Origin of the sequence: Rhodococcus gannanensis, assembly GCF_042681175.1 — a bacterium.
GTDB lineage: Bacteria > Actinomycetota > Actinomycetes > Mycobacteriales > Mycobacteriaceae > Rhodococcus_G > Rhodococcus_G gannanensis.
The window spans coordinates 305,094-331,082 of the sequence record NZ_JBHUFB010000020.1 but is presented as its reverse complement, the minus strand read 5'-3'; the positions used below and the strand labels follow the sequence as shown (position 1 = coordinate 331,082).

Annotated in this window: 25 protein-coding genes and 4 tRNA genes; 22 read left to right on the top strand and 7 right to left on the bottom strand. The window is 69.6% G+C overall.

Annotated elements, in window-relative coordinates; genetic code table 11:
- Nucleotides 1–72: 72 nt before the first annotated feature.
- Both ACFSJG_RS22355 and ACFSJG_RS22350 read right to left on the bottom strand, forming a co-directional pair.
- The gene (locus tag ACFSJG_RS22355) at nt 73–1,794 is read right to left on the bottom strand and encodes an aldehyde dehydrogenase family protein (protein WP_378487421.1); all 1,722 of its coding nucleotides are present in this window, start codon (nt 1,792–1,794) and stop codon (nt 73–75) included.
- Nucleotides 1,791–3,362, bottom strand: coding sequence for a GMC family oxidoreductase (locus ACFSJG_RS22350; protein ID WP_378487420.1), 1,572 nt, complete (start codon nt 3,360–3,362; stop codon nt 1,791–1,793). The genes ACFSJG_RS22355 and ACFSJG_RS22350 overlap by 4 nt, the downstream gene beginning before the upstream one ends.
- Before the next feature lie 249 nt (nt 3,363–3,611).
- Between ACFSJG_RS22350 and ACFSJG_RS22345 the strand changes: the two genes are divergently transcribed.
- Nucleotides 3,612–4,841, top strand: a complete 1,230-nt coding sequence (locus ACFSJG_RS22345) for a PucR family transcriptional regulator (protein ID WP_378487419.1) — start codon at nt 3,612–3,614, stop codon at nt 4,839–4,841.
- A gap of 58 nt (nt 4,842–4,899) precedes the next feature.
- Here the strand turns inward: ACFSJG_RS22345 and ACFSJG_RS22340 are convergent, their stop codons facing one another.
- The gene (locus ACFSJG_RS22340; RefSeq protein ID WP_378487418.1) at nt 4,900–5,793 is read right to left on the bottom strand and encodes a 1,4-dihydroxy-2-naphthoyl-CoA synthase; all 894 of its coding nucleotides are present in this window, start codon (nt 5,791–5,793) and stop codon (nt 4,900–4,902) included.
- Between the two features lie 71 nt (nt 5,794–5,864).
- On the opposite strand from ACFSJG_RS22340, the gene ACFSJG_RS22335 reads away from it, so the two are divergent.
- The 3 genes from ACFSJG_RS22335 to ACFSJG_RS22325 all read left to right on the top strand — a co-directional run bounded on the left by ACFSJG_RS22335 (nt 5,865) and on the right by ACFSJG_RS22325 (nt 8,084).
- Entirely contained in the window at nt 5,865–6,503 is a 639-nt protein-coding gene (locus tag ACFSJG_RS22335) for a PaaI family thioesterase (RefSeq protein ID WP_378487417.1), read from the top strand.
- Nucleotides 6,500–7,492, top strand: a complete 993-nt coding sequence (locus ACFSJG_RS22330; RefSeq protein WP_378487416.1) for an o-succinylbenzoate synthase — start codon at nt 6,500–6,502, stop codon at nt 7,490–7,492. Before ACFSJG_RS22335 ends, ACFSJG_RS22330 begins: the two co-directional genes overlap by 4 nt.
- Before the next feature lie 145 nt (nt 7,493–7,637).
- Nucleotides 7,638–8,084, top strand: a complete 447-nt coding sequence (locus tag ACFSJG_RS22325) for a DUF6918 family protein (RefSeq protein WP_378487415.1) — start codon at nt 7,638–7,640, stop codon at nt 8,082–8,084.
- Nucleotides 8,085–8,150: 66 nt separating this feature from the next.
- Here ACFSJG_RS22325 and ACFSJG_RS22320 read toward each other — a convergent pair whose 3' ends face one another.
- Together ACFSJG_RS22320 and ACFSJG_RS22315 are read right to left on the bottom strand one after the other, a co-directional pair.
- Entirely contained in the window at nt 8,151–8,990 is an 840-nt protein-coding gene (locus ACFSJG_RS22320) for a siderophore-interacting protein (RefSeq protein ID WP_378487414.1), read from the bottom strand.
- A gap of 43 nt (nt 8,991–9,033) precedes the next feature.
- Complete coding sequence (locus ACFSJG_RS22315) at nt 9,034–9,630, bottom strand: flavin reductase family protein (RefSeq protein ID WP_378487413.1); 597 nt, start codon at nt 9,628–9,630, stop codon at nt 9,034–9,036.
- A 58-nt stretch (nt 9,631–9,688) separates the two neighbouring features.
- Here ACFSJG_RS22315 and menD point away from each other — a divergent pair, with 58 nt between their 5' ends.
- The 7 genes from menD to ACFSJG_RS22280 all read left to right on the top strand — a co-directional run bounded on the left by menD (nt 9,689) and on the right by ACFSJG_RS22280 (nt 17,511).
- Nucleotides 9,689–11,314, top strand: a complete 1,626-nt coding sequence (gene menD / locus ACFSJG_RS22310) for a 2-succinyl-5-enolpyruvyl-6-hydroxy-3-cyclohexene-1-carboxylic-acid synthase (RefSeq protein ID WP_378487412.1) — start codon at nt 9,689–9,691, stop codon at nt 11,312–11,314.
- Nucleotides 11,311–11,736: a DUF3592 domain-containing protein gene (locus tag ACFSJG_RS22305; RefSeq protein WP_378487411.1), complete on the top strand. Its 426-nt coding sequence runs from the start codon at nt 11,311–11,313 to the stop codon at nt 11,734–11,736. The genes menD and ACFSJG_RS22305 overlap by 4 nt, the downstream gene beginning before the upstream one ends.
- 78 nt (nt 11,737–11,814) lie before the next feature.
- Entirely contained in the window at nt 11,815–12,972 is a 1,158-nt protein-coding gene (locus tag ACFSJG_RS22300; protein WP_378487410.1) for a glycosyltransferase family 4 protein, read from the top strand.
- A 46-nt stretch (nt 12,973–13,018) separates the two neighbouring features.
- A complete protein-coding gene (locus ACFSJG_RS22295; RefSeq protein WP_378487922.1) occupies nt 13,019–13,714 on the top strand; it encodes a demethylmenaquinone methyltransferase in 696 nt (231 codons plus the stop codon).
- Between the two features lie 52 nt (nt 13,715–13,766).
- Entirely contained in the window at nt 13,767–16,106 is a 2,340-nt protein-coding gene (locus ACFSJG_RS22290; RefSeq protein ID WP_378487409.1) for an ATP-binding protein, read from the top strand.
- Between the two features lie 179 nt (nt 16,107–16,285).
- Nucleotides 16,286–17,155 (top strand): alpha/beta fold hydrolase, encoded by an 870-nt coding sequence (locus ACFSJG_RS22285; protein WP_378487408.1) that lies wholly within the window; start codon nt 16,286–16,288, stop codon nt 17,153–17,155.
- On the top strand, nt 17,152–17,511 hold the full coding sequence (locus ACFSJG_RS22280) for a Zn-ribbon domain-containing OB-fold protein (protein WP_378487407.1): 360 nt from the start codon (nt 17,152–17,154) through the stop codon (nt 17,509–17,511). The genes ACFSJG_RS22285 and ACFSJG_RS22280 overlap by 4 nt, the downstream gene beginning before the upstream one ends.
- On the opposite strand, the gene ACFSJG_RS22275 is transcribed toward ACFSJG_RS22280, so the two are convergent.
- A complete protein-coding gene (locus tag ACFSJG_RS22275) occupies nt 17,504–18,712 on the bottom strand; it encodes a geranylgeranyl reductase family protein (protein WP_378487921.1) in 1,209 nt (402 codons plus the stop codon). The genes ACFSJG_RS22280 and ACFSJG_RS22275 overlap by 8 nt on opposite strands.
- Nucleotides 18,713–18,919: 207 nt before the next feature.
- Here ACFSJG_RS22275 and ACFSJG_RS22270 point away from each other — a divergent pair, with 207 nt between their 5' ends.
- The 3 genes from ACFSJG_RS22270 (at nt 18,920) to ACFSJG_RS22260 (ending at nt 22,896) form a co-directional block, all read left to right on the top strand.
- The gene (locus ACFSJG_RS22270; RefSeq protein ID WP_378487406.1) at nt 18,920–19,951 is read left to right on the top strand and encodes a polyprenyl synthetase family protein; all 1,032 of its coding nucleotides are present in this window, start codon (nt 18,920–18,922) and stop codon (nt 19,949–19,951) included.
- Nucleotides 19,952–20,058: 107 nt separating this feature from the next.
- Nucleotides 20,059–20,931, top strand: a complete 873-nt coding sequence (gene htpX, locus ACFSJG_RS22265) for a zinc metalloprotease HtpX (RefSeq protein WP_378487405.1) — start codon at nt 20,059–20,061, stop codon at nt 20,929–20,931.
- A gap of 159 nt (nt 20,932–21,090) precedes the next feature.
- Nucleotides 21,091–22,896 (top strand): CocE/NonD family hydrolase, encoded by a 1,806-nt coding sequence (locus ACFSJG_RS22260; protein ID WP_378487404.1) that lies wholly within the window; start codon nt 21,091–21,093, stop codon nt 22,894–22,896.
- A gap of 61 nt (nt 22,897–22,957) precedes the next feature.
- Here the strand turns inward: ACFSJG_RS22260 and ACFSJG_RS22255 are convergent, their stop codons facing one another.
- On the bottom strand, nt 22,958–23,449 hold the full coding sequence (locus tag ACFSJG_RS22255) for a YajQ family cyclic di-GMP-binding protein (RefSeq protein ID WP_378487403.1): 492 nt from the start codon (nt 23,447–23,449) through the stop codon (nt 22,958–22,960).
- 165 nt (nt 23,450–23,614) lie between these two features.
- Here ACFSJG_RS22255 and ACFSJG_RS22250 point away from each other — a divergent pair.
- From ACFSJG_RS22250 to secE, 8 genes are all read left to right on the top strand, one after another.
- Nucleotides 23,615–23,697 (top strand) — tRNA-Tyr (locus ACFSJG_RS22250).
- 147 nt (nt 23,698–23,844) lie between these two features.
- A tRNA-Thr gene (locus ACFSJG_RS22245) sits at nt 23,845–23,917 on the top strand.
- 40 nt (nt 23,918–23,957) lie between these two features.
- Nucleotides 23,958–24,030, top strand: a tRNA-Met gene (locus ACFSJG_RS22240).
- A gap of 71 nt (nt 24,031–24,101) precedes the next feature.
- A complete protein-coding gene (gene rpmG / locus ACFSJG_RS22235) occupies nt 24,102–24,269 on the top strand; it encodes a 50S ribosomal protein L33 (protein WP_007534019.1) in 168 nt (55 codons plus the stop codon).
- A 140-nt stretch (nt 24,270–24,409) separates the two neighbouring features.
- Complete coding sequence (hadA, locus tag ACFSJG_RS22230) at nt 24,410–24,865, top strand: (3R)-hydroxyacyl-ACP dehydratase subunit HadA (protein ID WP_378487402.1); 456 nt, start codon at nt 24,410–24,412, stop codon at nt 24,863–24,865.
- On the top strand, nt 24,865–25,293 hold the full coding sequence (gene hadB, locus ACFSJG_RS22225; RefSeq protein WP_378487401.1) for a (3R)-hydroxyacyl-ACP dehydratase subunit HadB: 429 nt from the start codon (nt 24,865–24,867) through the stop codon (nt 25,291–25,293). The genes hadA and hadB overlap by 1 nt, the downstream gene beginning before the upstream one ends.
- A gap of 169 nt (nt 25,294–25,462) precedes the next feature.
- Nucleotides 25,463–25,535: transfer RNA gene (locus tag ACFSJG_RS22220), tRNA-Trp, on the top strand.
- Nucleotides 25,536–25,566: 31 nt separating this feature from the next.
- Complete coding sequence (gene secE, locus ACFSJG_RS22215) at nt 25,567–25,974, top strand: preprotein translocase subunit SecE (protein ID WP_378487400.1); 408 nt, start codon at nt 25,567–25,569, stop codon at nt 25,972–25,974.
- Nucleotides 25,975–25,989 lie beyond the last annotated feature (15 nt).

Below are 25,989 nucleotides of genomic sequence, written 5' to 3'. Positions count from 1 at the left end.
GCCCGACCGGCACGCAACCCGGGGGATCCGCGGACGATCGGGTCGTCACGGAAACGTGCCGTGTCCCGGCGTTCAGCCGCGCAAGGCCGAAGCGAAGATGCCGGGCAGTTTGGCGAAGGACGGCGAGGCGGCGAGCCGGGCCAGTCGCCGGCCCGTGACGTCAGCCGTGCGGTTGTCCACGAACCATGGCGGCTTGGGCGAGAGGGTCCACTCGCCGTGCAGGATCGAGCGGGGCGTCGGCCGGAACGGGCCCCGGACGACGGTGCGTTCGGGACGCTCGAGCAGTAGCGCGTTGTGCACCACTCCGATGCCGCTCTGGACGTCGTCCAGACGGTGACCGGGAAACGCTCCCCAGGTCGCGTTCGCTGTCAGGTACCCGACGCCGGTCCACGCGTTGATGCCGATCGTGCCGTAACGCAGGTCGGCGACGATCTCCTCGAACTCCTCGCCGACCTGATCGACGGTTCGTGGGTGGACGATGATGTTGGCGCCCAGTGTTCCCCGCAGCTTCTCGTTGGCCGCTGTCACCGCTGCCCGCAGGAAGTCGGCGCCGGTCGCCGGCAACTCGGCGACACCCAGCACGGGAGCGAAGTACTCGTCGGAGAAGGCAGGGTCCTCGGGTCGTTGGAGATCCAGGGTCAACAGAGTGCGGTCGGGTGTGCCGCCGACGTGGTGTGCGCATTCGGGGTGGGTGGCCCGTGCGGAGGCGACCCGGTCGGCCGAACCCGGATACCAGGAGGGCCGCGGTGGCGCGTCGGCGAGTGCCTCCTTCACCAGTTCGAGGAACTCGTCCTTCTGGGGCCAGTCCGAGCTGACGATCACGACCTGGGCTGCAATGCAGTTCGAACCGGAGTTGTGAAGGCGTTGCGTCGCGACGTGACGGGCCTGGAACGTCAGATCGGCCTTCGACCATGCGCCCGGTACGACGATGACCGGCGCCACTCCACCGAGTTCACTCGTGATCGGCTTGGTGAGAAGTGGGGTGTCCGCAGACTTGTTTCGGGCGCGGTCCTCGCCCACACCCCACACGATCGCGTCGTGGGTGTTCTCGCTGCCGGTCATGTGAACTGCCGCGACGCCGGGGTGGTGGGCAAGCAAGCCGCCGATGTCGGCGCCGCCGGTCAGGATCTCGACGACGCCGAGTTCGATGAAGGGCGCGAAGATCGCCTCGAAGACGGGCAGCAGCGGTTCCGAGATCGGGTTGAGCTTCAGCGCGACGACCCGGTTCTCCGCGTACAGCTGGTAGATCGTGTCGAGCGGGGCGATCGAGAAGATGTTGCCCGCACCGAGCACCAGGGTGACCCCGTTGGTTCGTGCGGGGTCCCGCAGTCCGAGTCCAGCTGTGTCGCGGGCCTCCTTCTCGCCGACGCCCGGCTCGAGCCACACCTCGGCCGAGAAGCCGTTGAGCAGCAAGCGGTCGTATGTCGAGTGCGGCAGAACCCGCATCGCGACGCGTCCTCCGGGCACCGCGCGCGCGTGGAATCCGGACGTGGCACCCTCGCCGGCCGCCATCCGTCCGATCGTCTGACGCAGAGACTGGAGTGCCGAGGCGGTTGCCCACGGTCCCGAGATCCACTCCTCGCCGACCAGCGGGCTGTCCGCGGGCAGGTGCTTGATCGTGGACGCCACCCGAACCCATTCGTCGGCGTGCCGGTCGGTCAGCTCGACCAGCACGTCGAGCATCTCGCCGCGCTTCTCCAACGAGGTTGCGGCCCAGCTCTTCTCGCCTTGGGTGAGTCGCTCGACGACCTCGTCGACCCGGGCCGCGAGTGGGGTGGCGTGTTCGGCGGTCATCGTGTCTCCTTGATCAGATCGGCAGCCTTCTCACCGACCATGACGGCCGGGGCGTGGGTGTTGCCGTGCGGGATTCGTGGGAACACCGAGGCGTCGGCGACGCGGAGGCCCGAGACCCCGTGGACCCGGAGTTCGGAGTCGACGACGCCGTCGGACTCCGAGCCGATGCGTGCGGTGCACGACGGGTGATAGGTGTGCGCGACGTTGCGGCGGATCTCGGTCTCGAGGTCGGTTCGGGTGCCGACCACCGGGCCGGGGTGCAACTCCTTGCCCACAAGCGCTGCGAGGGGTTCGGACGCGGCGACCTCACGCGCCCGTTCGACGGCCGTGACCATTGCTTCCATGTCGGCCGGATCGGCGAAGTAGTTGAACACGACGGCCGCCTTGTCGGTGGGGTCGGCCGAGCGGAGGCGGACTCGGCCGGTGCTCTGCGATCCGACCAGTGAGCATCCGATGGCAAAGGCCGGATTGTCGTGCGAGTCGAATCCATTGTTCCAGAAGTAGCCGGGCGCGGCGATGAACTGCATGTCCGGTGCACCGTCGCCCGACCGGGTGTGGAAGAACGCTCCGGCTTCACCGATGTTGGACGTCAGCAGGCCGCGGCGGCGCACCAGATAGTTGGCGAGCTGCAGCGGCTTCTCCGCCCCGGCGAGGGTTCCTTCGGCCGACGTCTCGTGGTTGACCATGTACATCGGGTGGTCCATCAGGTGACCACCCACGTTCGCGTTGTCGACGAGGACGTCGACGCCGTGCTCTCGGAGGTGATCGGCCGGACCGATGCCGGACAGCATCAGCAGCTGCGGGGTCGCGAATGCACCCGCCGAGACGACGACCTCCGAATCGGCGCGGACCGACCGAATCCGCCCGTCCTTCTCGACCACGATGCCGACCGCCCGGCCGTTGTCGATCTGGATCCGATGCACCGTCGCCCCGGTCCAGACCGTGAGGTTGGGGCGCTTGCGAGCAGGCATCAGGTAGCCGTCGTTCGTGGTCCAGCGACGGCCACGGTGCTGCGTTACCTGGTAGAGGCCGGCACCGACCTGTTCGGCGCCGTTGAAGTCGTCGTTGAGCGGGATTCCGGTCGCGGTCATCGCGTCGACGATGGTGCGACTCAGTTCGTTGGGCGACCGCGGGTCCTCGACGTGCAGCGGGCCGTCGGCGCCGTGGAACCGGTCGCCGCCACGGGAGTTGGCCTCCGCCTTCGTGAAATACGGCAGCACCTCGTCGTAGGACCAGCCCTTCGCTCCGCCGTCCGCCCAGGCGTCGTAGTCGCTGCGATTGCCGCGGATGTAGATCATCGCGTTCTGCCCGCTGCATCCACCGAGCATCCTGCCGCGGGGATGGTAGATCTCCCTGCCGAAGAGGTGCGGTTCCGGCTCGGTGCGGTAGTTCCAGTCGTGGCCGGTCGTGAACTGCTTCGCGAACGCCGCGGGAATCTGGATGTTCGGATGCCTACCCTTGCCGCCGGCCTCGAGGAGGAGGACGTGTACGTCCGGATTCTCGGAGAGTCGCGCTGCGACAACGGCTCCCGCGGAACCTGCTCCGACGACGATGTAGTCGTACCTCACTGTGTCCTCCTCGGTCTGGCAACCCGTGAAGAATTGCACCGGGTGTGACGTGTGCGCTTGGGAGGCGCATCCAGAGTTGTGCGTCACATCTGGACTTCCCTACAAGACGCGCGGGCAGGGCCCGTGCGCTGCGGCGGAGGTGCGACGCCCTGGAGGTACGGTGGCGGTACGCCTCGCGAGCACGTCCCACTCCTGCAGTGCAGGCCGCTCGTGCCCAGCCGACTCGAAGAGCCCACGAAGGAGACGCCGGTGGGAGATTCGACAGTTGTGGGGGACTGGCTCGGGCACTTCGTCCAGTCGTCGATGCGTGAAGAGGCCGTCGAACGCTTCGTTGCCGTGGTGGACGCCGCGATCCTCGCCGCGTTGCCCGCCGTGGCGGCCGACGCCGTGCTGGTCGAGGATCTCCACCGCAGCACCCGGCATCAGTGGCTGGCGTTCCTGAGTTCACTCGGACGGGCAGATCACAATCTCTTCGTGCCTGCCCAGGCGTCAGACCTCGCCCGGTCGTTGGCTCGCCGTGGGATGGAGGTGCGGGTGCTGCTCCGTGTCTACCTGAGCGCGCACCACGGTGTGTTCGCCTATCTGTCGGAGGCGATCGACAGGCTGTCCGCCGAGGACAACCTGCCAGAGGAGGTCCTTCGTACCGTGTGGCGAAGGGCGGACAGGTGGATGGACGAGTCCGTGGAGGCCTTGATCGAGACGTTCTACGTGGAACGGGAGCGTGAACTCGCGGGCTCGGCGGCACGGCGGGCCGAACTGGTGGACGAGATCCTCGCGGCAAAGCCGATCGATCTCGCTCACGCGAGCACCACGCTCGGTCACCCGCTGCACCTGCACCAGACCGCGTTCCTCGTCTGGTCCGGTGAGGTGGACGAGAGGACCGCGTCGATGCTGCAGTCCGCCGCGGAGGAGCTCGCCCGAACCTTCGACGGCGGGACCCTGCTGACGCAGCTCAGCGGTAGCCGCGACCTTCGCTGTTGGGTGGCCACTGTGTCGCCGCCACCGCCGGCAACGATGGCCGCCCTGGCCGAGAAGCGATTCGAGACCGTCGCGGTGGCAGTCGGCCGACCCGGTCCAGGGGCCGACGGTTTCCGCGTCAGTCACCTCGAGGCGCGGTCGGCGCAACGGCTCGCGATGGACGCGACTTCGGCGCCGCCGTTCGTCGACTACCGCGACGTCGAATTGCTGTGCATGGCAATGGCCGACCTCCCGGCACTGAAGAGGATGGTGCGGCGGGAGGTCGGCCCGATCTGTGTGGCCGACAAGAATCTCGCGCCGGTTCGCGAGACAGTGCTGACCTACCTCGCGAACCGGATGAACGTCGAAGCCACGGCGGAGCGGCTCTACGTGCACGGCAACACCGTGCGCTATCGCCTTGCCAAGGCGGAGGAACTGCTCGGCTGCCAGCTCGCGGACCGGCCCCGGCACCTCGAGCTGGCGCTGCAGTACGTCGCCTACTTCGGTCCGCCGGCCGACTGATCATCGACCAGGCGGCTGGGCGAACCCGCTCGCTCCTCGCCACGGCGAGGCGCTCCGATCAGAAATACCAAGGGTACGGGGACCAGTCCGGGTCCCGCTTCTCCAGGAACGAGTCCCGGCCCTCGACGGCCTCGTCGGTCATGTACGCCATCCGGGTGGCCTCGCCGGCGAACAGCTGCTGGCCGACCAGGCCGTCGTCCTGCAGGTTGAAGGCGTACTTGAGCATCCGCTGCGCCTGCGGCGACTTGCCGTTGATCTTCGTAGCCCATTCGATCGCGACGTCCTCGAGCTCGGCGTGGTCGACGACCCGGTTCACCGCACCCATGTGGTGCATCTCCTCGGCGGTGTAGGTGTCGCCGAGGAAGAAGATCTCGCGGGCGAACTTCTGGCCCACCATCTTCGCGAGGTAGGCGCTGCCGTATCCGCCGTCGAAGCTGCCCACGTCGGCGTCGGTCTGCTTGAACCGGGCGTGCTCGCGGGACGCGAGGGTGAGATCGCAGGTGACGTGCAGGCTGTGCCCGCCGCCCGCGGCCCAGCCGTTCACGAGGGCGATGACGACCTTCGGCATGAACCGGATCAGCCGCTGCACCTCGAGGATGTGCAGACGCCCGGCGCGGGCCTTGTCCACGGTGTCCGCGGTCTCGCCGTCCGCATACTGGTAGCCGCTGCGGCCGCGGATGCGCTGATCGCCACCCGAGCAGAACGCCCAGCCGCCGTCCTTCGGGCTGGGGCCGTTGCCCGTCAGCAGCACGCAACCGACGTCCGAGGTCATCCGGGCGTGGTCGAGCGCCTGGTACAGCTCGTCGACCGTGTGCGGGCGGAACGCGTTTCGCACCTCGGGCCGGTCGAACGCCACCCGCACGACACCCTCGGTGACGTGCCGGTGGTAGGTGATGTCGGTCAGGTTCTCGAACCCGGGGACGGGACGCCACAGCTGGGGATTGAAGGTCACGATCACCAAGGATAGGCCGACCCGATCGGGCCGGACGCGCGGCGGCGTGGCCGGGGATTACCGTGCAGGACATGAGCGAGCAGACCGAACGGGACGGCGACTACGAGAAGCACGGCGGGTTCCCGGTGTACCGCCACGACCCGGACAACGGTGGCCCGCACTTCGGACGGCTCGTCGAGGCGCTGCGCGTCGTCCAGGACCTCGCCGTCTCGACCGCGGCGCCGCCGGAGGTCGTGGAGAAGGCGGCCGAGCAGGCGGAAGCGCTCGCCGCACTGCTCGCGCCGTACACCGCTCCGGAGGGGCAGTACCCGGCCGGCCGGTCCCTGGAACTGCCCGGGCGCGGCAGCCTGCTGATGCTGCCGTGGACGGCCGAGCGACTCGGCGCCGAGGGCGTCCGGGCAACAGGGGTGTTCCGCCGGTACCACATGGGCGGCAACGGAGCCGCGCACGGCGGCGTCCTCCCACTGCTCTTCGACGACCTGTTCGGTTCCGTCACGCACGCCTACGGGCGTCCGATCAGTCGAACCGCCTACCTGCACGTCAACTACCGCAAGATCACCCCCCTCGACACGCCGCTGAAGGTGGAAGGGAAGGTGGACCGGGTCGACGGGCGCAAGACGTTCGTCTCGGCCCGCCTCACCGACGAGGACGGCACCCTCCTCGCCGACGCGGAGGCGCTGATGGTCGTGCTGCTCCCGGGGCAACCGTGAACCCCGAGGCCGTGCCGAGCGCCGACGAGCTGCGCGCCGCCGCGACCGTCGTCGCCCTTCCGATGCGGGTTCGCTTCCGCGGCATCACCGTTCGCGAGGCGCTGCTGCTGCGAGGTCCCGCGGGCTGGGGCGAGTTCGCGCCCTTCCCCGAGTACGGGGACGTCGAGGCCGCCGCCTGGCTGCGGTCGGCGATCGAGAGCGCGTGGGAGGGGCCACCGGCACCCCGCCGGTCGTCGATCCCCGTCAACGCCACCGTCCCCGCGGTCGGGGCCGAGCAGGTGCCGGAGATCCTCGCCCGCTTTCCCGGTGCCCGCACGGCGAAGGTCAAGGTTGCCGAGAAGGGACAGTCGCTGTCCGACGACCTCGCCCGGGTCGCCGCCGTCCGCGAGCACGTCGACCACGTCCGCGTGGACGCCAACGGCGGCTGGACCGTCGGCGAGGCGGTGCGCGCACTCACGGCACTGACGGAGGACGCCCCGTTGCAGTACGCCGAGCAGCCGTGCGCAACGGTGGACGAACTCGTCGAACTGCGGAACCGACTGGCCGAGCGGGGAACCGGTGTGCCCATCGCGGCGGACGAGAGCATTCGCCGCGCGGACGATCCGCTGCGGGTCGTGCGCGCCGGGGCCGCCGATGTCGCGGTGGTCAAGGTGGCACCGCTCGGCGGTATGCGGGCACTGGTCGCGTTGGCCGAGGAGCTCGCCGGGTACGGGGCGAAGGTCGTTGTGTCCAGCGCACTGGACACCGCCGTCGGGATCGGAGCCGGACTGTCCGCTGCGGCCGCGCTCCCGGAACTCGACCTCGCATGTGGACTGGGTACCGGTGGCCTGCTGGCGGAGGACGTCGCGACGCCGCGAGCCATGGTCGGCGGGGTGCTCGATGTCGCTGCGGTGACGCCGGACCCGGACCGGCTCGCCGGTCTGGCCGCGTCTCCGGAACGGACGTCCTGGTGGCTGGATCGGCTGGACCGCTGCCGCGCCTTCCTGTGAGGTCACTGGGAAATTGCTGGTGATGAATTGTCCGGCTGGGGGCAGAAGTGGCTGAAGTGGTCGACGGTTACTGGAGTGACCATGTGGGCTGCTCGTCGTATAAGGTCGGCGCTCGACATTTCACGCAACATCGGAGGCATTGAAAGTGGTTGCAGCACTGAACGACGCTCTGCTCGACCCGGCGCGGCTGCCCGCCGTCGTCGCCGACGTGCAGGAGCTCATCGACGCCGAGGTTTCGGACAAGTCCGGCGCTTCGGGTCTGGCCCTGAAGGGCGGCTACGGCGCCGTCAAGAAGGTTGGGCCGTCGATCGTTCCCGACGCGGTCGAGGGACTGCTGCCGAGCTTCGTCGCGCGCCTCGAGCCGTTCTGGGGCGACTTCCGGGCGTCCGGCGGCGCCGGCTTCGGTGACTACCTCGCTGCGCGCGGCGAAGAGGTCGCGAACGCGCTGCTCGGCGTCACCGACGAGAAGATCGAGGGCACCAGCAAGTCGGCCGTCAAGAAGGTCTACTCCTCGCTGCGCCCGTCCGCGCAGAAGCACGTCGAGGCCGCATTGCCGCGTCTCGGCGCGCTCGTGGAGAAGCACGCCGCGTAGTCGTCACACGCACGGATGCGCACTTCCGGTGGTCGTCCACCGGAAGTGCGCATCGTCGTTTTCGCCCTAGCCCGCCGCGTGGCCGTGACGCCAGAAACCGGTGAACGCGACCTCCGTCTTCGGCATTCCGAGGTCGGTCACCAGGAATCGGCGCACGCCCGACGCCAGTGCCTGCTCGCCCGCGACGAACGCGTAGTCCGGCAGGTCGAGCCCGGCGGCCCGCACCGTCTCCAACGCCAGCGTCCCCGGGCGGTCGTGCGGATCGCGCCGCGGCAGCCAGTGCAGCGTCATGCCGTCGGGCACCCGGATCTCCTGGATGTCGTCGGCGTCGGGGACCTCGACGAACGCGTCGCCACGGGCGTCGTCCGGGGACGATTCGAGGATGCCCGCGATCGCGGGCAGTGCGCTCTCGTCGCCGACGAGCAGCAGCTGCCGGGCCTCCGGCAACGGGTTGTGGATCAGGCCCTCGTCCAGCAGGGCGACGTCCTCGCCGGGGGATACGGACTGCGCCCAGGTCGACGCCGGTCCGGCATCGCCGGCGTCGGCGCTGCCGTGGCACACGAAGTCGATGTCGATCTCCGGGGTGTCGCCGTGCAGTGCGGCCTCCGCGGTCCGGAACGAGCGGACCGTGTAGTTGCGGATCACCGGCCGCGTGGCCTTCGACATCGCCAGGTACTGCGCGTACCAGAGCTTGCTCGTCGATGTGGGGAGCCGCAGTTCGGACTGCTCGGGCGTACGCAGGAACAGCCGGAACCACTGGTCGAAGCCGAGTGACGCATACGAGTGCAGGTCCGGGCCGCCGACGGTGACCCGGACGAAGTGCGGGCTGATCTGCTTGCTGCCCAGTACCCGTGCGTGAAGGAACTCGCGGTGCTCGGGCTTGACGTACTTGCTGCGCTTGGCCATGAACGCAATCCTCTGTCTCGAAATTAGCTCAGGCAATCCTAAGTCATTCGGGTCGTCCCGGACGGGGAAGTTCCCGAACCTCGGGCGGAAGCCCCCATTCGGTGCGGCCGAGGCGGCTCAGCGGGGCGATCGCCGCGAACTCCGGCAGGCCGTCCTCGGCGAGACAGTCGGGACGCACCGCGACCGCGCGCACCTCACCCATGACCACGAAACTGTTCCCGACCTCGACGACCCGGTACAGACCGCACTCGATCGCCACCGGCGACTCGGCGACCCGCGGCGGCGCGACCGTCGCACTCGGCTCCGCCGTGAGCCCGACCGCCGCGAGCTCGTCGACGTCGGGCGGGAACACCGCCGACGACGCGTTCACCCTCTCGATCAGCGGCGCCGACGCGAGGTTCACCACGAACTCGCCCGTCTCCTCGATGTTGCGGAGGCTGTCCTTGCGGGTCACCGACGTGAACTGGACGACGGCCGGAGACACCGACGCGACCGTGAAGAAGCTGTAGGGCGCGAGATTCGCGGTGCCGTCCGCAGCCCGGGTCGAGACCCACGCGATCGGCCGCGGCACCACCGACGCGGTGAGCAGCGCGTACATCCGGTTCCCGGAAACGTCCGCGGCGGAGAAGACGGTGCGCATCGGCACATCGTGCCAGCCGACCGGCGCCCCCGCAGAAACGTCTGACACCCTGGACACCGTGAATCCGTCCACCGCCCAGGCCGCCGCAGTCGTCGACGAACTGATCCGAGGCGGGGTCCGGGACGTCGTGCTGTGCCCGGGCTCGCGCAACGCCCCGCTCGCCTTCGCGTTGCAGTCCGCGGACGCCGCCGGACGGATCCGCCTGCACCTCCGGATCGACGAACGCACCGCCGGATTCCTCGCGGTCGGTCTCGCCGTCGCCGCGGGCCGGCCGGTGCCCGTCGTCATGACCTCCGGCACCGCGGTCGCCAACCTCGGCCCCGCCGTCCTCGAGGCGAATTACGCCCGTGTCCCGCTCGTCGTGCTGTCCGCGAACCGGCCCTACGAGATGCTCGGCACCGGCGCCAACCAGACCGTCGAGCAGCTCGGGCTGTTCGGCACCCAGGTCCGCGCGACCGTCAGCCTCGGGCTCGCGGAGGACCGAGCGGACCAGAACAGCCAGTGGCGATCGGCTGTGTGCCGGGTTCTCGCCGCGGCCCGCGGTACCCGCTCCGGCAATGCCGGGCCCGTCCACTTCGACATCCCGCTGCGCGAACCCCTCGTCCCCGACGTCCACCCCCAGGGTCCGGCGCCGGAGGGCAGGCCCGACGGGTCGGCGTGGACGACCACCCGGCACGCGACGCTGGACGTGCCGCTCGAGATCGACCTCACGCCGGACACCGTCGTCATCTCCGGGCACGGCGCCGCTCACCGCCCGGAACTGGCGGGACTGCCGACGGTCGCCGAACCGACGGCACCCCTGCACGGGTTTCCGCTTCACCCACTCGCCCTGTCCCAGCTGAACCCGCGGCAGGCGATCGTCACCGGTCGGCCGACGCTGCACCGCCCGGTGTCGGCGCTGCTCGCCGACCCGAGGGTGTCGGTGTACGCGCTGACCACCGGCCCGCGCTGGCCCGACGTCTCCGGGAACGTCCTCGCCACCGGCACCCGCGCCGTCGTCAGCGGCGAGCCGGCCACGGCGTGGATCGAGCGCTGCCGGCAACTGACCGCGCACGCCGACAAGGCTGTCCGCGAGCAGCTCGCCGCGCACACCACGCCGACCGGACTGCACGTCGCCGCCGTCGTGACCGACGCGCTCGCCGACGGCGACCAGCTCCTGCTCGGCGCGTCCAACCCCGTGCGCGATGCGGCCCTCGTCGGCCACCCGCGTGCCGAGGTGAAGGTGCTGTCGAACCGCGGCGTCGCGGGCATCGACGGCACCGTCTCGACGGCGGTCGGCGCGGCCCTCGCCGCCGACGCGGCCGGCGGCGGGCGCACGATTGCGCTGATGGGCGACCTGACCTTCCTGCACGACGCGTCCGGCCTGCTCATCGGGACCGGCGAGCCCAGGCCGAAGGACCTCACCGTCGTCGTCGCCAACGACGACGGCGGCGGCATCTTCGAGCTCCTCGAACAGGGCGACCCGCAGTACGCCGGTGTCTTCGAGCGGATCTTCGGCACGCCGCACGGGATGGACCTGTCGGCATTGTGCGCCGCCTATCGCATCGAGCACCACCGGGTGACGCCCGAGCAACTCGCGGCCGAACTGGCGCAGCCGTTCGCGCGGGGCATTCGCGTCCTCGAGGTCACCACCGAGCGGTCGGGTCTGCGGGAACTGCACGCCTCGGTTCGGGCGCAACTGTGACGGAGACGACTGCGCGCCGGGTCACCCGGGGAGTCCTGATCGCCGCGGCGTCGATCTCCGTCCTCGCCGTCCTGCTCGTCCTCGCCGCGTGGCGCAACGATCACACCATCAACTCCGACAAGGGCGTCGCCACCGCCGAGGTGCTCTCCGCGGGCGCGCTCCGCTCGGCGGTCAGCTTCGTCACCCCCGACGGCGTCACCCACAATCCGCGGCTCGGAGTCCTGTACCCCACCAACCTCACCGCCGGTCAGCGCATCGACGTCGAGTACGCCCGCGCCGACCCCGACCTGGTGCGGGTGGCAGGCCGTGACGTGCGGGTGGCGGTGGTCCCCGCGGGGTCGGTCATCGTCGTGACCTGGCTGGTCGCGCTGCCGACCCTGTGGATCGTGCGCAGGCGGACCGTCCCGGGCGGCGCCGCGTAGGGAACTCGTCGTCCGGAGTTCGCGACGCGGTCACCCGGTGCGCCCCGGCAGGTCGCGTGCCGCACCCACACTGGAGTCGTGCGAATTGCCGTCGTCGCCGAATCGTTCCTGCCGAACGTGAACGGAGTCAGCCACTCCGTCGTCCGGGTGGTCGAGCATCTCCGCCAGGCCGGCCACTCCGCGCTGATCGTCGCACCCGGTGTCCCCGGCGGGCGCAACAGTCCCGGCCCGCCCGCCGCAACCGACCACGACGGCGTCCCCGTGCACCGGGTGCCCGCGATCATGGTGCCCCGCGTCAGTTCGTTGCCCGTCGGGATACCGCAACCGTCGATGCTGAGCACGCTGCGTGACTTCGATCCCGACGTCGTGCACCTCGCGTCCCCGTTCGTCCTCGGCGCGGGCGGGCTCGCCGCCGCGCACCGACTCGGGGTGCCCGCCGTCGCCGTTTACCAGACCGACGTCGCGGGCTTCGCCCGGAGCTACGGACTCGGACACACGAGCCGCGCGGCGTGGCGCTGGACCCGCGCCCTGCACCGGAGCGCCGCCCGCACCCTCGCGCCGTCGACGGCAGCCGCCGAGGAGCTGGTCGCCCGCGGGGTCCCTCGGGTGCACCGTTGGGGCCGGGGCGTCGACACCCTCCGGTTCGCGCCGAGCCGGCGGGACGTGACGCTGCGTGCGAGCTGGGACCCCACCCACACCCGCCTCGTCGTCGGATACGTCGGCAGGCTCGCGCCGGAGAAGCACGTCGAGCGGCTCGCCGCGCTCGCCGACGACCCGTCAGTCCAGCTGGTGATCGTCGGAGACGGTCCGGACCGCGCACGCCTCGTCCGCGACCTGCCGTCCGCGGTGTTCACCGGGCACCTCGGCGGCGCCGACCTCGCCCGCGCCTACGCGAGCCTCGACGTCTTCGTCCACCCCGGCGAGCACGAGACCTTCTGCCAGGCCGTCCAGGAGGCGCTGGCCAGTGGCGTCCCCGTCGTCGGACCCGACGCGGGCGGCCCACGAGACCTGATCGACCACTGCCGGAACGGCTACCGGCTCCCCGTGGCGCACTTCGTCGAGGACCTCCCGAAGGCGGTCGCGGCCCTGCGCGACCCGCTGCTGCGGGCCCGGTTCGGGATCGCGGCCCGCCGATCCGTCCTGCACCGCACCTGGCCCGCCGTGTGCACAGAACTGCTCGGGCACTACGACCAGGTCATCGGGCAGGCGTCGGCACCGGCGCGCCGGACGGCCTGACCGAGGCCGCCTGTACGGTTGCGGTGTGGCAGCACAGAACGGCTCGGTGGCATCGAACGGCAGCAGGGCGTCGCTGGAGAAGGACCCGCACGAGGTCGCCTCGATGTTCGACGGCGTCGCCCGGCGCTACGACCTGACGAACACGGTCCTGTCGTTCGGGCAGGACCGGGGCTGGCGGAAGGCGACCCGCGCCGCACTCGATCTCAAGCCCGGCGAACGGGTTCTCGACCTCGCGGCGGGCACCGGTGTCTCGACCGTCGAACTCGGACGCTCCGGCGCATGGGTCGTCGCGACCGACTTCTCCAAGGGCATGCTCAAGGCCGGGGTGTCGCGGCAGGTCCCCATGGTCGCCGGCGACGCGATGGCGCTGCCCTACGCGGACGGCGTCTTCGACGCGGCGACGATCTCCTTCGGACTGCGGAACGTCTCCGACTTCGAAGCCGGACTCCGGGAGATTGCGAGGGTCACCAAGCCGGGCGGCCGGCTGGTCGTCAGCGAGTTCTCGACTCCGACGTTCGGGCCGTTCCGCACCGTCTACATGGAGTACCTGATGCGGGCGCTGCCGCGGGTCGCGCAGGCCGTCAGCTCCAACCCGGACGCGTACGTCTACCTCGCCGAATCCATCCGGGCGTGGCCGACGCAGGAGGAGTTGGCCCTCTCGATTGAGGCGGCAGGCTGGCGAGACGTACAGTGGCGCAACCTGACCGGTGGGATCGTCGCACTGCACCGAGCCCGCCGGTAACACCCGAAGCGCAGTCGGGGCGCTTCGGGCGACACAACAGGAGGACGCGAGCATGAAGGAGTCCACCGGTCGTGCGACCAGCGGAAATCTTCCGCAGGAGCTGACCAGTTTCGTGGGTCGGCGCCGGGAGCTCACCGAGGCGAGGCACGCGCTGTCGACATCGCGTCTGGTCACGCTGACGGGCATCGGCGGAGTCGGGAAGACCAGGCTCGCGCTGCGGGTCGCGGAGGACTCCCGCCGCGCGTTCGCCGGTGGCGTCTGGTTCGTCGAACTCGGCGAACTGCACGACCAGGAACTGGTCGCCGAGACCGTCGCGGCCGCACTCGGACTTCGTGAGCAGCCGGGGCTGCCGCCACTGACGCTGCTCGCCGATCACCTCGCCCCCCGCAGCGCGCTGGTGGTCCTGGACAACTGTGAGCACCTGATCGACGCTGCTGCCCGGCTCGCGGAGTCGCTGCTGCGGGTGTGCCCGGACCTGCGGATCCTCGCGACCAGCCGGGAGCCGCTCGCGATCGGCGGCGAGTCGATCCTGCGGGTGCCGTCGTTGACCGTCCCGGACCCCGAGCACACTCCCCAACTGCAGGGGATGCCGCGCTACGAGGCGGTCACGCTGTTCGCGGAGCGGGCCAGGTCGGCGGTGCCGGGCTTCGAACTGACGGACGAGAACCGGGTCGCGGTCGCCGCGATCTGCCACCGGCTCGACGGTCTGCCGTTGCCGATCGAACTGGCCGCGGTTCGGCTGCGGGCCATGTCGGCCGAGCAGATACTCGAGCGGCTCACCGATCGCTACGAACTGCTCACGAAGGGCAGCCGCGGGGCACCGACCCGGCAGCAGTCGCTGCGGATGAGCATCGACTGGAGTCACGAACTGTGCACCCCGGAGGAGCAGGCGCTCTGGCGTCGGCTCTCCGTCTTCGCGGGCGGTTTCGAACTCGACGCCGCGGAGGGTGTCTGCGGTGGCGGAGTGTCCTCGCTCGAACTGCTCGACGGCGTCGCCTCGCTCGTGGACAAGTCGATCCTGATCCGCGAGGACGCCGGGCCCGGTGTGCGCTACCGGATGCTCGAGACGCTCCGCGAGTACGGCCGGGAGATGTTGATCGAGGCGGGGGAGCTCACCGAGCAGCAACGCAGGCACCGGGACTGGTACGGCGCTCTGGCGAAGTCCGCGGAGGACGAGTGGATCGGGCCACGCCAGGTCGAGTTGATCCGGCGGCTCGATCACGAACAGCCCAACCTGCGAGACGCGCTGACCTTCTGTGTGACGGAGCCGGGCGAGATCGACGCGGGGCTTCGGGCGGCGGTCGCGCTGTACCCGTACTGGTTGTGCCGTGGCATGTCGAGCGAGGGACGGCACTGGCTGGACCGGCTCATCGAGGGTGAACCGGACAGCGCCGAGCTGCACCGGATCAGGGCGATCGCCGTCGACAGCGTGCTCGCAGGTACCCAGGGCGACCTGGCTCGTGCCGAGGCGCTCGTGGCCCGTGGTCGCGCGCTCGCCGACTTCCTCGGGGACGACGACGCCGACCGGATCCTGTGCCTCGCGTCGGCCTCGGTCGCGCTGTTCGCCGGCCGCCTCGTCGAGGCGATTCCGGAGTTCACCGACGTCATCGCCCGCTACCGCCGTACGACGGACCTCTTCCGTTTGACGACGGCGCTTGTGGGGGTGGCCGTCGCCACCGGCGTGAGCGGCGACGAGGACCGGGCGATCGCACATCACGAGGAGATCCTCGAAATCACCGAGGAAAATGGTGAGTCCGCGCTGCGTGAGTACTCGCTCCTCGCTCTCGCGATGAACCGGTGGTCCGACGACCCGGCGAGCGCCACGGATCTCCTGGAACAGGGGCTGCGGCTTGCCCGTGTCGTGGACGACCCTCTCGGCGCCAGTTCGTGCATCGAGGTTCTTGCCTGGATCGCGGCGGCCGACGGGCGGTACCGGCGTGCAGCGGTTCTGATGGGTGCCGCCCAGACCCGTTCGCAGGCGGTGGGCAGCCCCACGGTCCTCGTTCCCAACGTCCTCGTGCACCACGAGGAAGCCGAGAAACGCACCCGGGACGCTCTCGCCGATTCGGTGTTCGAGTCGGCGTTCCGGCAGGGGCGGAACCTGTCCGGCGAGGAGGCCTTCGCCTACGCGCTGGGCGAGCAGCAGGCTCCGGCCACACCGGCGACCGAGGTGGTTGCGTTGACGCGCCGCGAACAGCAGGTCGCGGACCTGGTTGCGCAGGGCCTGACGAACAAGGCCATCGCCGCGAAGCTGGTGATCTCGCAGCGGACGGCTCAGGGTCACGTCGAGCACGTGCTGTCGAAGCTCGGATTCAGCTCACGAGCGCAGATCGCGGCCTGGGTGGTCGAGCAGCAGGCGCACCAGACGAGCGTGACTCCCGACGACGCGTGAGCCCTCCGGGGTTGTGACGGATGACCAAGTATTTGTAGACACAACACGTACGTGGTGTCCAAAACAGGTACCCATCCCCGTCATTCGACCGTCGTGCACTCGGATGCGACGCGGCACTGTGATGAAGGTCTCAACAACCCGTCGATCGTCGCTGTGCCGTTGTGAAGCCGAGGTAACCGATGTACGAGTCCGCCCCCTCATCGCCGCAGGTCGCAGTCCTACGCCCGCGCCACGACGTGCGCTGGCGCCAGGTGCGGATCGGGCGTGCGCCGGTCGACTACGCGGTCGGGGGTCACGGCAGGCCGGTCCTGTTCCTGCACGGCTGGGGACTCGGCCCCGCCACCTACCGGAACGCGCTCCGTGAGCTCGCACACCGCGGGATGCGGGTGTACGCCCCCGCAATGCCCGGCTTCGGTGGCACGCCGGAACTACCGGTCGGGGAGCGGACCATCGACGGCTACGCGACGTGGGTCGGCCGTTTCGTCGACGCCGTCGGCATCCGCGGCCCGGTCACCGTCGTCGGTCACTCGTTCGGAGGCGGTGTCGGAGTCCGCGCCGCGCACGACCACCCGGACCACGTCGACGAGCTCGTGCTCGTCAACTCCGTCGGGGGCGCGCGCTGGCTGTCCGACGGCATCGACCGGCCCATTCACGAGCGGCCCATCTGGGACTGGATGCTCAGCCTGCCCGCCGATGCCCTCGGCTCCCGCTCCGTCGGCCAGGTCGTCGGGGCCATCGCCGGAGCGGCGCTCCCGAACGTCATCCGCGACCCCATGGCGGTCTGGCGGGCCGGGCACCTCGCCCGCACCGCCGACCTGCGCCCCGAACTGGAGGCGCTGGCCGGGCGGCAACTGCCCGTGACGCTGCTGTGGGGTACCGACGACACCGTCATCCCGGAGGCGAGCTTCGCCTCCATGCGCGCGGCGCTGGGCGACCCGAACGTGGTCATGGTCCGAGGCAAGCACTGCTGGCCGATCGGCGACCCCGCCCGATTCGCGGACACAGTGCAGCGGGTCTTCACCCGTGCTGGGGAGCTGGTGTCGGCATGAGCGTCGATTTCGGAACCCTGCCGCTGCGCACCGGCGGCTTCATGCTCCGATCCTGCGCCTGCTGCGCGACCCTGTTCGCGCCCGAAACGTGGGTCTGCCGCGACTGCGACGGCGGCCTCGACTGGGTGCCCGCCACGGGCCGCGGCACGGTCGTGTCGTGGACGCGGCTCGACCCCGCCTCGTCCGGGGGCGGCGACAAGGATCTCGCGCCGCTGACCATCGCGATCGTGGAACTCGACGAGGGTCCGTGGATCTACGCGTCGATCGAGTCCTGCGGCGCGGAACCGCGCGGTGCCCGGGTCGTGTTCGAGCGCGAGCCCCTGGTCGGGCGTTTCCCGGTCTTCGCCCTCAGCTGAACGGCGGCCTCGGGTCGAGGCGCAACGACGAGCGTCCGGCCGCCCGCCACGCGCGGGCGGTCAGATCGGCGTCCGCGTCGGTCACCAGATTCCCCATCACCCGCACCGCGACCGTCATCAGCAACCGCGACCGCATCGCCACCGGGCCACTGACGGGCAGCACCCGCGGCACGGTCAGAAGCCCCGCCAGTCTCCGGGCGATCGAGAACGCCCGGCCGTACTGACCACGCAGAACCTGCGGCCACAGGTCCGTCAGGTCGCCTGCGCCGAGCACGTCCGACACCATCCGCCCGGTCTCGAGGCCGTAGTCGATGCCTTCGCCGTTGAGCGGGTTCACGCACGCCGCCGCATCTCCGATCAGCGCCCAGTTGCGGCCGGCCACTCCGGAGACCGCGCCGCCCATCGGGAGCAGCGCCGACGCCACCGAGCGCACCTCGCCGTCGAGCAGCCACTCCTCTCGGCGGGCGTTCGCGTACAGGTCGATCAACGGCCGCAGGGCGCCGGGCGCCGGTCGCGCCGATGTCGCGAGCGTGCCGACTCCGATGTTGACGCGGCCCGACCCCAGCGGGAACACCCAGCCGTAGCCCGCCTGCACCGCGCCCGCCGGGTCGCGCAGTTCGAGGTGGGAGGTGATCCACTCGTCGTCGCTCCGGCCGGAGTCGACGTACGCGCGGGCCGCGACACCGTAGGCGGTGTCGCGGTGCCACTGCCTGCCCAGTTGCTTGCCGAGTGTCGACCGGACGCCGTCCGCCACGATCAGGTGCTCGCATCGCACGGTGCGGGGACCGTCCGCGGTCGCGAAGGTGACTGCGCGTACCCGGCCCGCGTCCACCTCGACGCCCACGGCCTTGGCGCCCTGCACCATCGTCGCGCCCGCATCCACCGCGACCCGGCGGATCCGGTCGTCGAGTTCGGTCCGCGGCACCGCGCTCCCGGTCGCGGGCAGCGAGCCCCCAGGCCAGGGCAACTGCAGTTCCCGACCGAACCCGGTCAGGCGCAGACCTCGGTTCACCGGGCCGCCGGCCAGCCACCCACCGAGGCCGAGATGTTCGAGTTCGGCGATCGCCCGGGGCGTCAGCCCGTCACCGCACGTCTTGTCGCGGGGGAACACCGCGGCGTCGGCGAGGACGACGTCGCGCCCGGCGCGGGCCGCCCACGTCGCCGCCGACGATCCCGCCGGACCTGCGCCGACGACGAGCACCTCGGTGCGTTCCGGGGCGGTGACGCGCGCGGGAGCGAGACGTGCGGACGGATCGGGTTCGACTGGCGGGGACACCACGGCAGTATCTTCGCAGGCGCCACGCCGGGCCCGGCGACAGCCCGGTACGCCGTGCGGCCGACGGGTTAACTACCGTGGGCACTCACGGCAGGTTGGTGAGGGGTCCGGTTGGGCATCCCGGAGAACAGGATGGGTACTGGGATCGTGAGCACGAGCGAAGTGACGAACACCGTCGTCGCCGGTGTGGACCTGGGGGACCAGGCGCTGGCAGGCGTGATGCGGACCGGACTGGCCGACGTCGAGTCGCTGCTGGTCGGGGAGCTCTCCGACGGCGAGGACTTCCTCACCGAGGCCGCGCTGCACTTGGCGAAGGCGGGCGGGAAGCGGTTCCGGCCCCTGTTCACCCTGCTGACGGCGCAGCTGGGTCCGAACGGCACGGACCCGTCGGTCGTCACGGCCGCGACGGTGGTGGAGCTTGTCCATCTGGCGACGCTGTACCACGACGACGTGATGGACGAGGCGTCCATGCGGCGGGGTGCGCCGAGCGCGAACTCGCGGTGGGGGAACAGCATCGCGATCCTGGCCGGCGACTACCTGTTCGCGCACGCCTCCCGTCTGGTGTCGACGCTCGGCCCCGACGCCGTGCGGATCATCGCCGAGACGTTCGCCGCGCTGGTCACCGGCCAGATGCGCGAGACCATCGGGGCCAAGGAGGAGCAGGACCCGGTCGACCACTACCTCAAGGTCGTGTGGGAGAAGACCGGTTCGCTGATCGCGGCGTGCGGGCGTTTCGGTGGCACCTTCTCGGGTGCCTCCGCGGCCGACGTCGAGCGCCTCGAGCGCCTCGGCGACGCTGTCGGGACCGCCTTCCAGATCGTGGACGACATCATCGACATCTCCTCGGCGTCCGAACAGTCCGGAAAAACGCCGGGCACCGACCTCCGGGAGGGCGTGCACACCCTCCCGGTGTTGTATGCGATCCGCGAGGAGGGACCGGACGCGGACCGACTCCGGGTGCTCCTGGACGGGCCCGTCACCGACGACGCCGAGGTGGCCGAGGCCCTCGAACTGCTCGAGCGTTCACCCGGCATGACCGCGGCGAAGGCCAAGCTCGAGGAGTACGTCGAGCTGGCCCGCACCCAGCTCGCGGAGCTCCCGCAGGGGCCGGCGAACGAGGCCCTCAAGCGGCTCGTCGAATACACGGTCGCGCGCGTCGGCTGACGTAACGTCTGCAGTCGAGGAACTCCCACTGCGGGGGTACTCGTTGACCTGGTGGCGGGTCGGCAGGCACGGCCCGCCGATCGGGATCGAGTCGGGAAGGCGCCGCTGTGCATCGGTATTCGAACGGGATCAAGACCTTCGGGCTGCTCGTCGTCATGTCAGCACTGATCGTGTTCATCGGTTCGCTCTTCGGTAACCGGACGATCCTCCTGTTCTCGATCGTCCTCGCGGTCGGCGCCAACGCCTACGCGTACTTCAACAGCGACAAGTTGGCCCTGCGGGCGATGCACGCGCAGCCGATCACCGAGGTCGAGGCTCCGGTCATCTACCGGATCGTCCGAGAACTGGCGACGGCCGCGCATCAGCCGATGCCACGCCTCTACATCAGCCCGACGGCGGCACCCAACGCCTTCGCGACGGGACGCAACCCGCGCAACGCGGCGGTGTGCTGCACGAGCGGCATCCTGCAGATCCTCGACGAGCGCGAGCTCCGCGCCGTGCTCGGTCACGAACTGTCGCACGTGTACAACCGGGACATCCTCATCTCGTCCGTCGCAGGCGCGATGGCTGCGGTGATCTCGGGGCTCGCGAACATGGCGATGTACGCGAGCATGTTCGGTGGCCGCGGGGAGGGCAGGCCGAATCCGCTGGCGTTGCTCCTGGTGTCGCTGCTCGGCCCGATCGCGGCCACCGTGGTGAAACTCGCCGTCTCGCGCTCCCGGGAGTACCAGGCCGACCAGTCCGGCGCCGAGCTGACCGGGGACCCGCTGGCGCTCGCCTCGGCGCTGCGCAAACTGGAACGGGGCACCCAGGCGGCGCCGCTGCCGCCCGAGCCGAAGCTCGCCGCGCAGTCGCACATGATGATCGCCAACCCGTTCCGGGCGGGCGACAAGATGAGCCGGATGTTCTCCACCCACCCGCCGATGGCGGACCGAATCGCCCGCCTCGAGAATCTCGCGGGCCGACGCCTCCCGGAGTAGGGGCGTCCCTCCCGATCCCTCGTCGGTGCCCCGGCGTTCGTTCGCCGCCTCGCTGCGTTGGCGTCGGCGCCGACACGAGAGCGGGATCAGCAGACACGCGCCAGCCACTGCCGTAGGTTTACCGACCGGTACGTGAGTTCCCCGTGGAATGGGCGGTCAATGAGAACGACAACGACGCTGTTCGGAGCACTCGTGGTGATCGCGGGTGCGGCGCTGCTCCCCGCCGGCGCGGCGCACGCGGATCCCGCGGGCTTCACCAAGTCGAGCCTGTTTCTCGACGCGACGGTCGGTCCCGATGGCAGCAGGCACTGCAACGTCGAGGCGGATCTCTACGTACCGGACGGGGTGTCGGCGGAGGATCCCGCGCCCGCCGTTCTGACCACGCACGGGTTCGGCCAGACCAAGAACGCGCAGGCACCGACCGCCGAGTTCCTCGCCGGGCGCGGCTACGTGGTGCTCGCCTACTCCGGCCTCGGATTCGGTGGTACCGGGTGCAAGGTCACGATCGACAGTCCCGACCCTGACGGTCAGGCCGCGCAGGACCTCGTCAGCTTCCTCGGCGGTGCCGACGGCATCGCGTTCGAGGACGCCGCCCACACCCGTCCGGTGCCCGGCCTGGACAGCGTGGTGCGCGACACCGTCGCCCAGGACGGCTGGGCGCTGCCGAACGATCCGCGGGTCGGGATGGTCGGCGGCTCCTACGGCGGCGCGATCCAGTTCGCCGCGGCCGCGGTCGACCCGCGGATCGACGCGATCGTGCCGATGATCACGTGGAACGACCTCACCTACTCGCTGGCACCGAACAGCAGCGGGGCGACGGTCGGCGTGTCCAGCGAGGTTCCCGGCGCGACCAAGACGTCGTGGGCGTCGATCTTCAGTGCAGCGGGTGTGACGGCCCCCGGCGCCGCGGGCTACCGGACCGACCCGACCAAACTCCTCGGCTGCCCGAATTTCGCCGATGCGACCTGCGGCGCCCTCGTCACCTCGTACACCCAGGGGTTCCCCGATCCACAGGCCGTCGACTTCCTGCGTTCCGCGTCGGTGGCGTCCTACGTCGATCGAATCCACACGCCGACACTGCTGATCCAGGGCGCGGAGGACACGCTGTTCAACCTCAACGAGGCGACCGCGACGTTCGAGGCGCTACAGCGACGCGGCGTCGAGGTCGAGATGATCTGGCAGCAGCGCGGTCACTCCTCCGGGGGCGACGCGAGCCTGCTCGCGGGCGGGTCGACCCGGCCGAACCCGGACACGCAGTACACGACGGCGCGGTACCTGGACTGGTTCGATCGCCACCTCGACGGCTCCGGCGGCGCCGGCGGCCCGACCTTCGCGTATCACCAGGACTGGGTGGGCTCGAATGTGGACAGCGCCGACAGTTACGCAACGGCCGACACACCGGACGTGGGCACCGACCGGGTGATGTACCTGTCCGCGGACGCGCGACTCGTGACCGACGTCGCCGCCGTTCGGTCGGGGGAGCAGACGTTCTCCACGCCCGCCGGGGGAGTCGTTCAGGGCTCGACCCCGTCGAACATCCAGGTGGCGCCCGGTCCTCGGCCGGAGAACCAGCCGACCGGCAGTTTCGTGGAGTGGACGGGCGCCGCGCTTGATGCGCCGGTCGACGTCGTCGGTGCGCCGACCGCAACGCTGAGGATCTCGACTCCGACGCCGGTGGCCGGGAACGCGGACGCCGTCGTCGTCTTCGCCAAGCTGTACGACGTCGCACCGGACGGCTCCGCGACGCTGATCAACGGCCACGTCGCACCGGTCAGGATCGTCGAGCCGAATGCCCCGGTGCGGGTCACCCTGCCTGCGATCGTCCACCGCTTCGACGTCGGGCACAGCGTGCGCCTCGTGCTGTCGGGCAGTGACTCGAACTTCCGTGGCGGACTGGTGCCCCGACAGGTCACCGTTGCCGGTGACGTGGGACAGCAGTTGGTCCTGCCGGTGGTCGCGAGCTGACCTACGACCAACGACGCCGGGCCGCCCGATCGGGCGGCCCGGCGTCGTGTCGCGAGGGCGACTAGCGGTAGTTGACGAACTGCAGGGCGATACCGAAGTCCTCGCCCTTGAGCAGAGAGATCACGGCCTGCAGGTCGTCGCGCTTCTTGGAGCTGACCCGCAGCTCTTCGCCCTGGATCTGCGCCTTGACCCCCTTCGGACCCTCGTCGCGGATCTTCTTCGAGATCTTCTTCGCGTTCTCGGTGGAGATGCCCTGCACGAGGGAACCGGTGAGCTTGTAGATCTTGCCGGACTGCGCCGGCTCGCCGGCATCGAACGCCTTGAGGGAGATGTCGCGGCGGATCAGCTTCTCCTTGAACACGTCGAGGGCGGCCTTGAGGCGTTCCTCCGTCTCGGCGGTCAGCGTGATGGCCTCCTCGCCGGACCACTCGATGCTCGCACCGGTTCCCCGGAAGTCGAAGCGCGTGTTCAGCTCCTTCTCGGCCTGGTGCAGAGCGTTGTCCACTTCCTGTCGGTCGACCTTGCTCACCACGTCGAAGGACGAGTCCGCCACGTCAATCTCCCTACGTTCGTCGGTCCCCGTCGGGGCTCTCGGGGGTTCGGAACCCACGATAACCACCCGGTTTGCGTTCACCCGCCCCGGTGGTTGTATTCTTCTCAAGCGCCAGGGAGAACCGGGACGCCCGAAAGGGGGACCGAGGAATCCTGGATGACACCAGGCAGGTTGCCCGAGCGGCCAATGGGAGCGGACTGTAAATCCGTCGGCTTACGCCTACGTAGGTTCGAATCCTACACCTGCCACACCTGGGTCCCAGCGAGTGCGAGCTCGCTGGGGCCTGGTGGTTAGACAGTCTGAATATGGGTCCTGACCAGCCGGTTTGGAACTCCGGACACAGACTGTGTAACCTTCTGGAGGCTTCGAAGCGCGGACAATGCGCAGCGGAGCACGCCCCCTTAGCTCAGTCGGCAGAGCGTTTCCATGGTAAGGAAAAGGTCAACGGTTCGATTCCGTTAGGGGGCTCGCTGGATGGGTGCCACGTACAGTGGGACCGATGCATCGAGGCGGTGTAGCTCAGTCGGTAGAGCAAACGACTCATAATCGTTGTGTCGCCGGTTCAAGTCCGGCCATCGCTACAAACCTGACCAGACTCTGGTCGAACCGAAGATCAGAGTGACCGACAGTTTCTCCGAAAGAAGGCGTACCCGTGGCCTCCTCCACAGACATTCGTCCCAAGATCACCTTGGCCTGCGAGGTATGCAAGCACCGGAACTACATCACCAAGAAGAACCGGCGCAACGATCCCGATCGCCTCGAGCTGAAGAAGTTCTGCCCGAACTGCGGAACCCACCAGGCGCACCGGGAATCCAAGTAGCATCGATCGCGTGCCCCGCAAGTGCGGGGCGCGCGATTTTTTTTTGGCCGCGACGCAAGGGCCGGTACGGAGTCGTCCGTGGCCGGCCCATCGCTGTGTTCACTCGCAGGTGCGTCCACTGCAGATAGGGTCCCGTTTCGGTGAAACTGAACGCTGATCTCGTTGGCCTGCATCACAGGTTCAGCGACTACTACGAGGTCGGCCGCGAGAAGGTGCGCGAGTACGCGCGCGCGGTCAAGGACGACCATGCCTCGCACCTCGACGAGGCCGCCGCCGCGGAACTCGGCCACGACTCGCTCGTGGCGCCGCTCACCTTCATCTCGGTGTTCGGGTTCCTCGCCCAGGAGGAGTTCTTCGAGTCGCTCGGTCTCGAACTCGACCTGAGCAACATCCTGCACACCGATCAGCGTCTGGTGTTCCACCGTCCGATGAAGGTCGGGGACCGGCTCTACTGCGACGTGTTCGTCGATTCCTTCCGTGTGATGGGTGGCAGCGACATCATCGTCACCCGCAACGACATCACGGACGAGGCAGGCGAGCCGGTGCTCACCACGTACACCACGCTGATGGGCCGGCACGTCGAGGAGGGTGAGTGATGGCGCTCAGGCGTTTCGAGGACGTGGCGGCCGGGCAGGAGCTGCCCGAGTCGGTGGTGACGCTGACGCGCGCCGATCTGGTGCAGTACGCCGGCGTCGCGGGGGACCCGAATCCGATCCACTGGGACGACACGGTCGCCCGATCAGTGGGTTTGCCAATGGCCGTCGCGCACGGCATGCTGACGATGGGTGTCGGAGCCGGGTACATCACGTCCTGGCTCGGAGATCCGGGAGCGGTACTCGAGTACAACGTCCGTTTCACCAGCCCTGTCTACGTACCCAACGACGGCAAGGGCGCCGAGATCGAGCTTTCCGGTAAGGTACGCTCGGTTGACGAGGCGGACCGCACCGCGGTGATTGCCATCGTGGCGAAGGTGGACGGCAAGAAGATCTTCGGTCGAGCTGCCGCAACCGTCCGACTCGGCTGATCGCAGGCCGATTGGGTTTGATTGACCACCGTGCAGTACACTGAGATTTCTGGGATCGTTCAGCGCTGCGCGCTGCCCTACGGCGTCGAGCCGACCGGGGTGGCGCGCATGTTGTGTGGTCACAGAGTTGGTTGAGTCGGGAACGACGTAGTCGTGATCGCCCAACCAAAGGGGCGTAGCTCAATTGGCAGAGCAGCGGTCTCCAAAACCGCAGGTTGCAGGTTCAAGTCCTGTCGCCCCTGCCCCGGATGTCAGCAACTGAGAGGAACGACGGTGAGCGACGATCGCGGAAAGGCCGAGAACTCGACGGGGTCCTCGGACACCGACGACGTCGCCGCGAGCGCCGCATCCTCTCGACCGACTGGCAAGCGTCCGGGCCGCCGTTCCAGCGCGGCCGCGGACACGTCCGCGGCGACCACGGTCGCCGCCACCGCTGGAGCATCCTCCGCGACCGCCGCGCCGGCGAAGAAGGCGGAGAAGCCGCGCAAGGAGAACATCTTCAAGCGCCTGCGTCGGTTCCTGCGCGAGGTCGTCGCCGAGCTGCGCAAGGTGATCTGGCCGAACCGCAAGCAGATGGTCACCTACACCACGGTCGTGCTCGTCTTCGTGGCGTTCATGGTGGCGTACATCAGTGGATTGGACTTGGCGTTCATCAAGGGCGTCACCTGGTTGTTCGGCTGATCCCGAACAACCACC

What these genes read in the sequence shown, in the direction of transcription:
- ACFSJG_RS22355 (WP_378487421.1), bottom strand. Translation starts at nt 1,794, where the DNA reads ATGACCGCCGAACACGCCACCCCACTCGCGGCCCGGGTCGACGAGGTC.
- ACFSJG_RS22335 (WP_378487417.1), top strand. Translation starts at nt 5,865, where the DNA reads ATGAGCGAGCAGACCGAACGGGACGGCGACTACGAGAAGCACGGCGGG.
- ACFSJG_RS22320 (WP_378487414.1), bottom strand. Translation starts at nt 8,990, where the DNA reads ATGGCCAAGCGCAGCAAGTACGTCAAGCCCGAGCACCGCGAGTTCCTT.
- ACFSJG_RS22315 (WP_378487413.1), bottom strand. Translation starts at nt 9,630, where the DNA reads ATGCGCACCGTCTTCTCCGCCGCGGACGTTTCCGGGAACCGGATGTAC.
- ACFSJG_RS22290 (WP_378487409.1), top strand. Translation starts at nt 13,767, where the DNA reads ATGAAGGAGTCCACCGGTCGTGCGACCAGCGGAAATCTTCCGCAGGAG.
- ACFSJG_RS22285 (WP_378487408.1), top strand. Translation starts at nt 16,286, where the DNA reads ATGTACGAGTCCGCCCCCTCATCGCCGCAGGTCGCAGTCCTACGCCCG.
- ACFSJG_RS22280 (WP_378487407.1), top strand. Translation starts at nt 17,152, where the DNA reads ATGAGCGTCGATTTCGGAACCCTGCCGCTGCGCACCGGCGGCTTCATG.
- ACFSJG_RS22270 (WP_378487406.1), top strand. Translation starts at nt 18,920, where the DNA reads ATGGGTACTGGGATCGTGAGCACGAGCGAAGTGACGAACACCGTCGTC.
- ACFSJG_RS22260 (WP_378487404.1), top strand. Translation starts at nt 21,091, where the DNA reads ATGAGAACGACAACGACGCTGTTCGGAGCACTCGTGGTGATCGCGGGT.
- hadB (WP_378487401.1), top strand. Translation starts at nt 24,865, where the DNA reads ATGGCGCTCAGGCGTTTCGAGGACGTGGCGGCCGGGCAGGAGCTGCCC.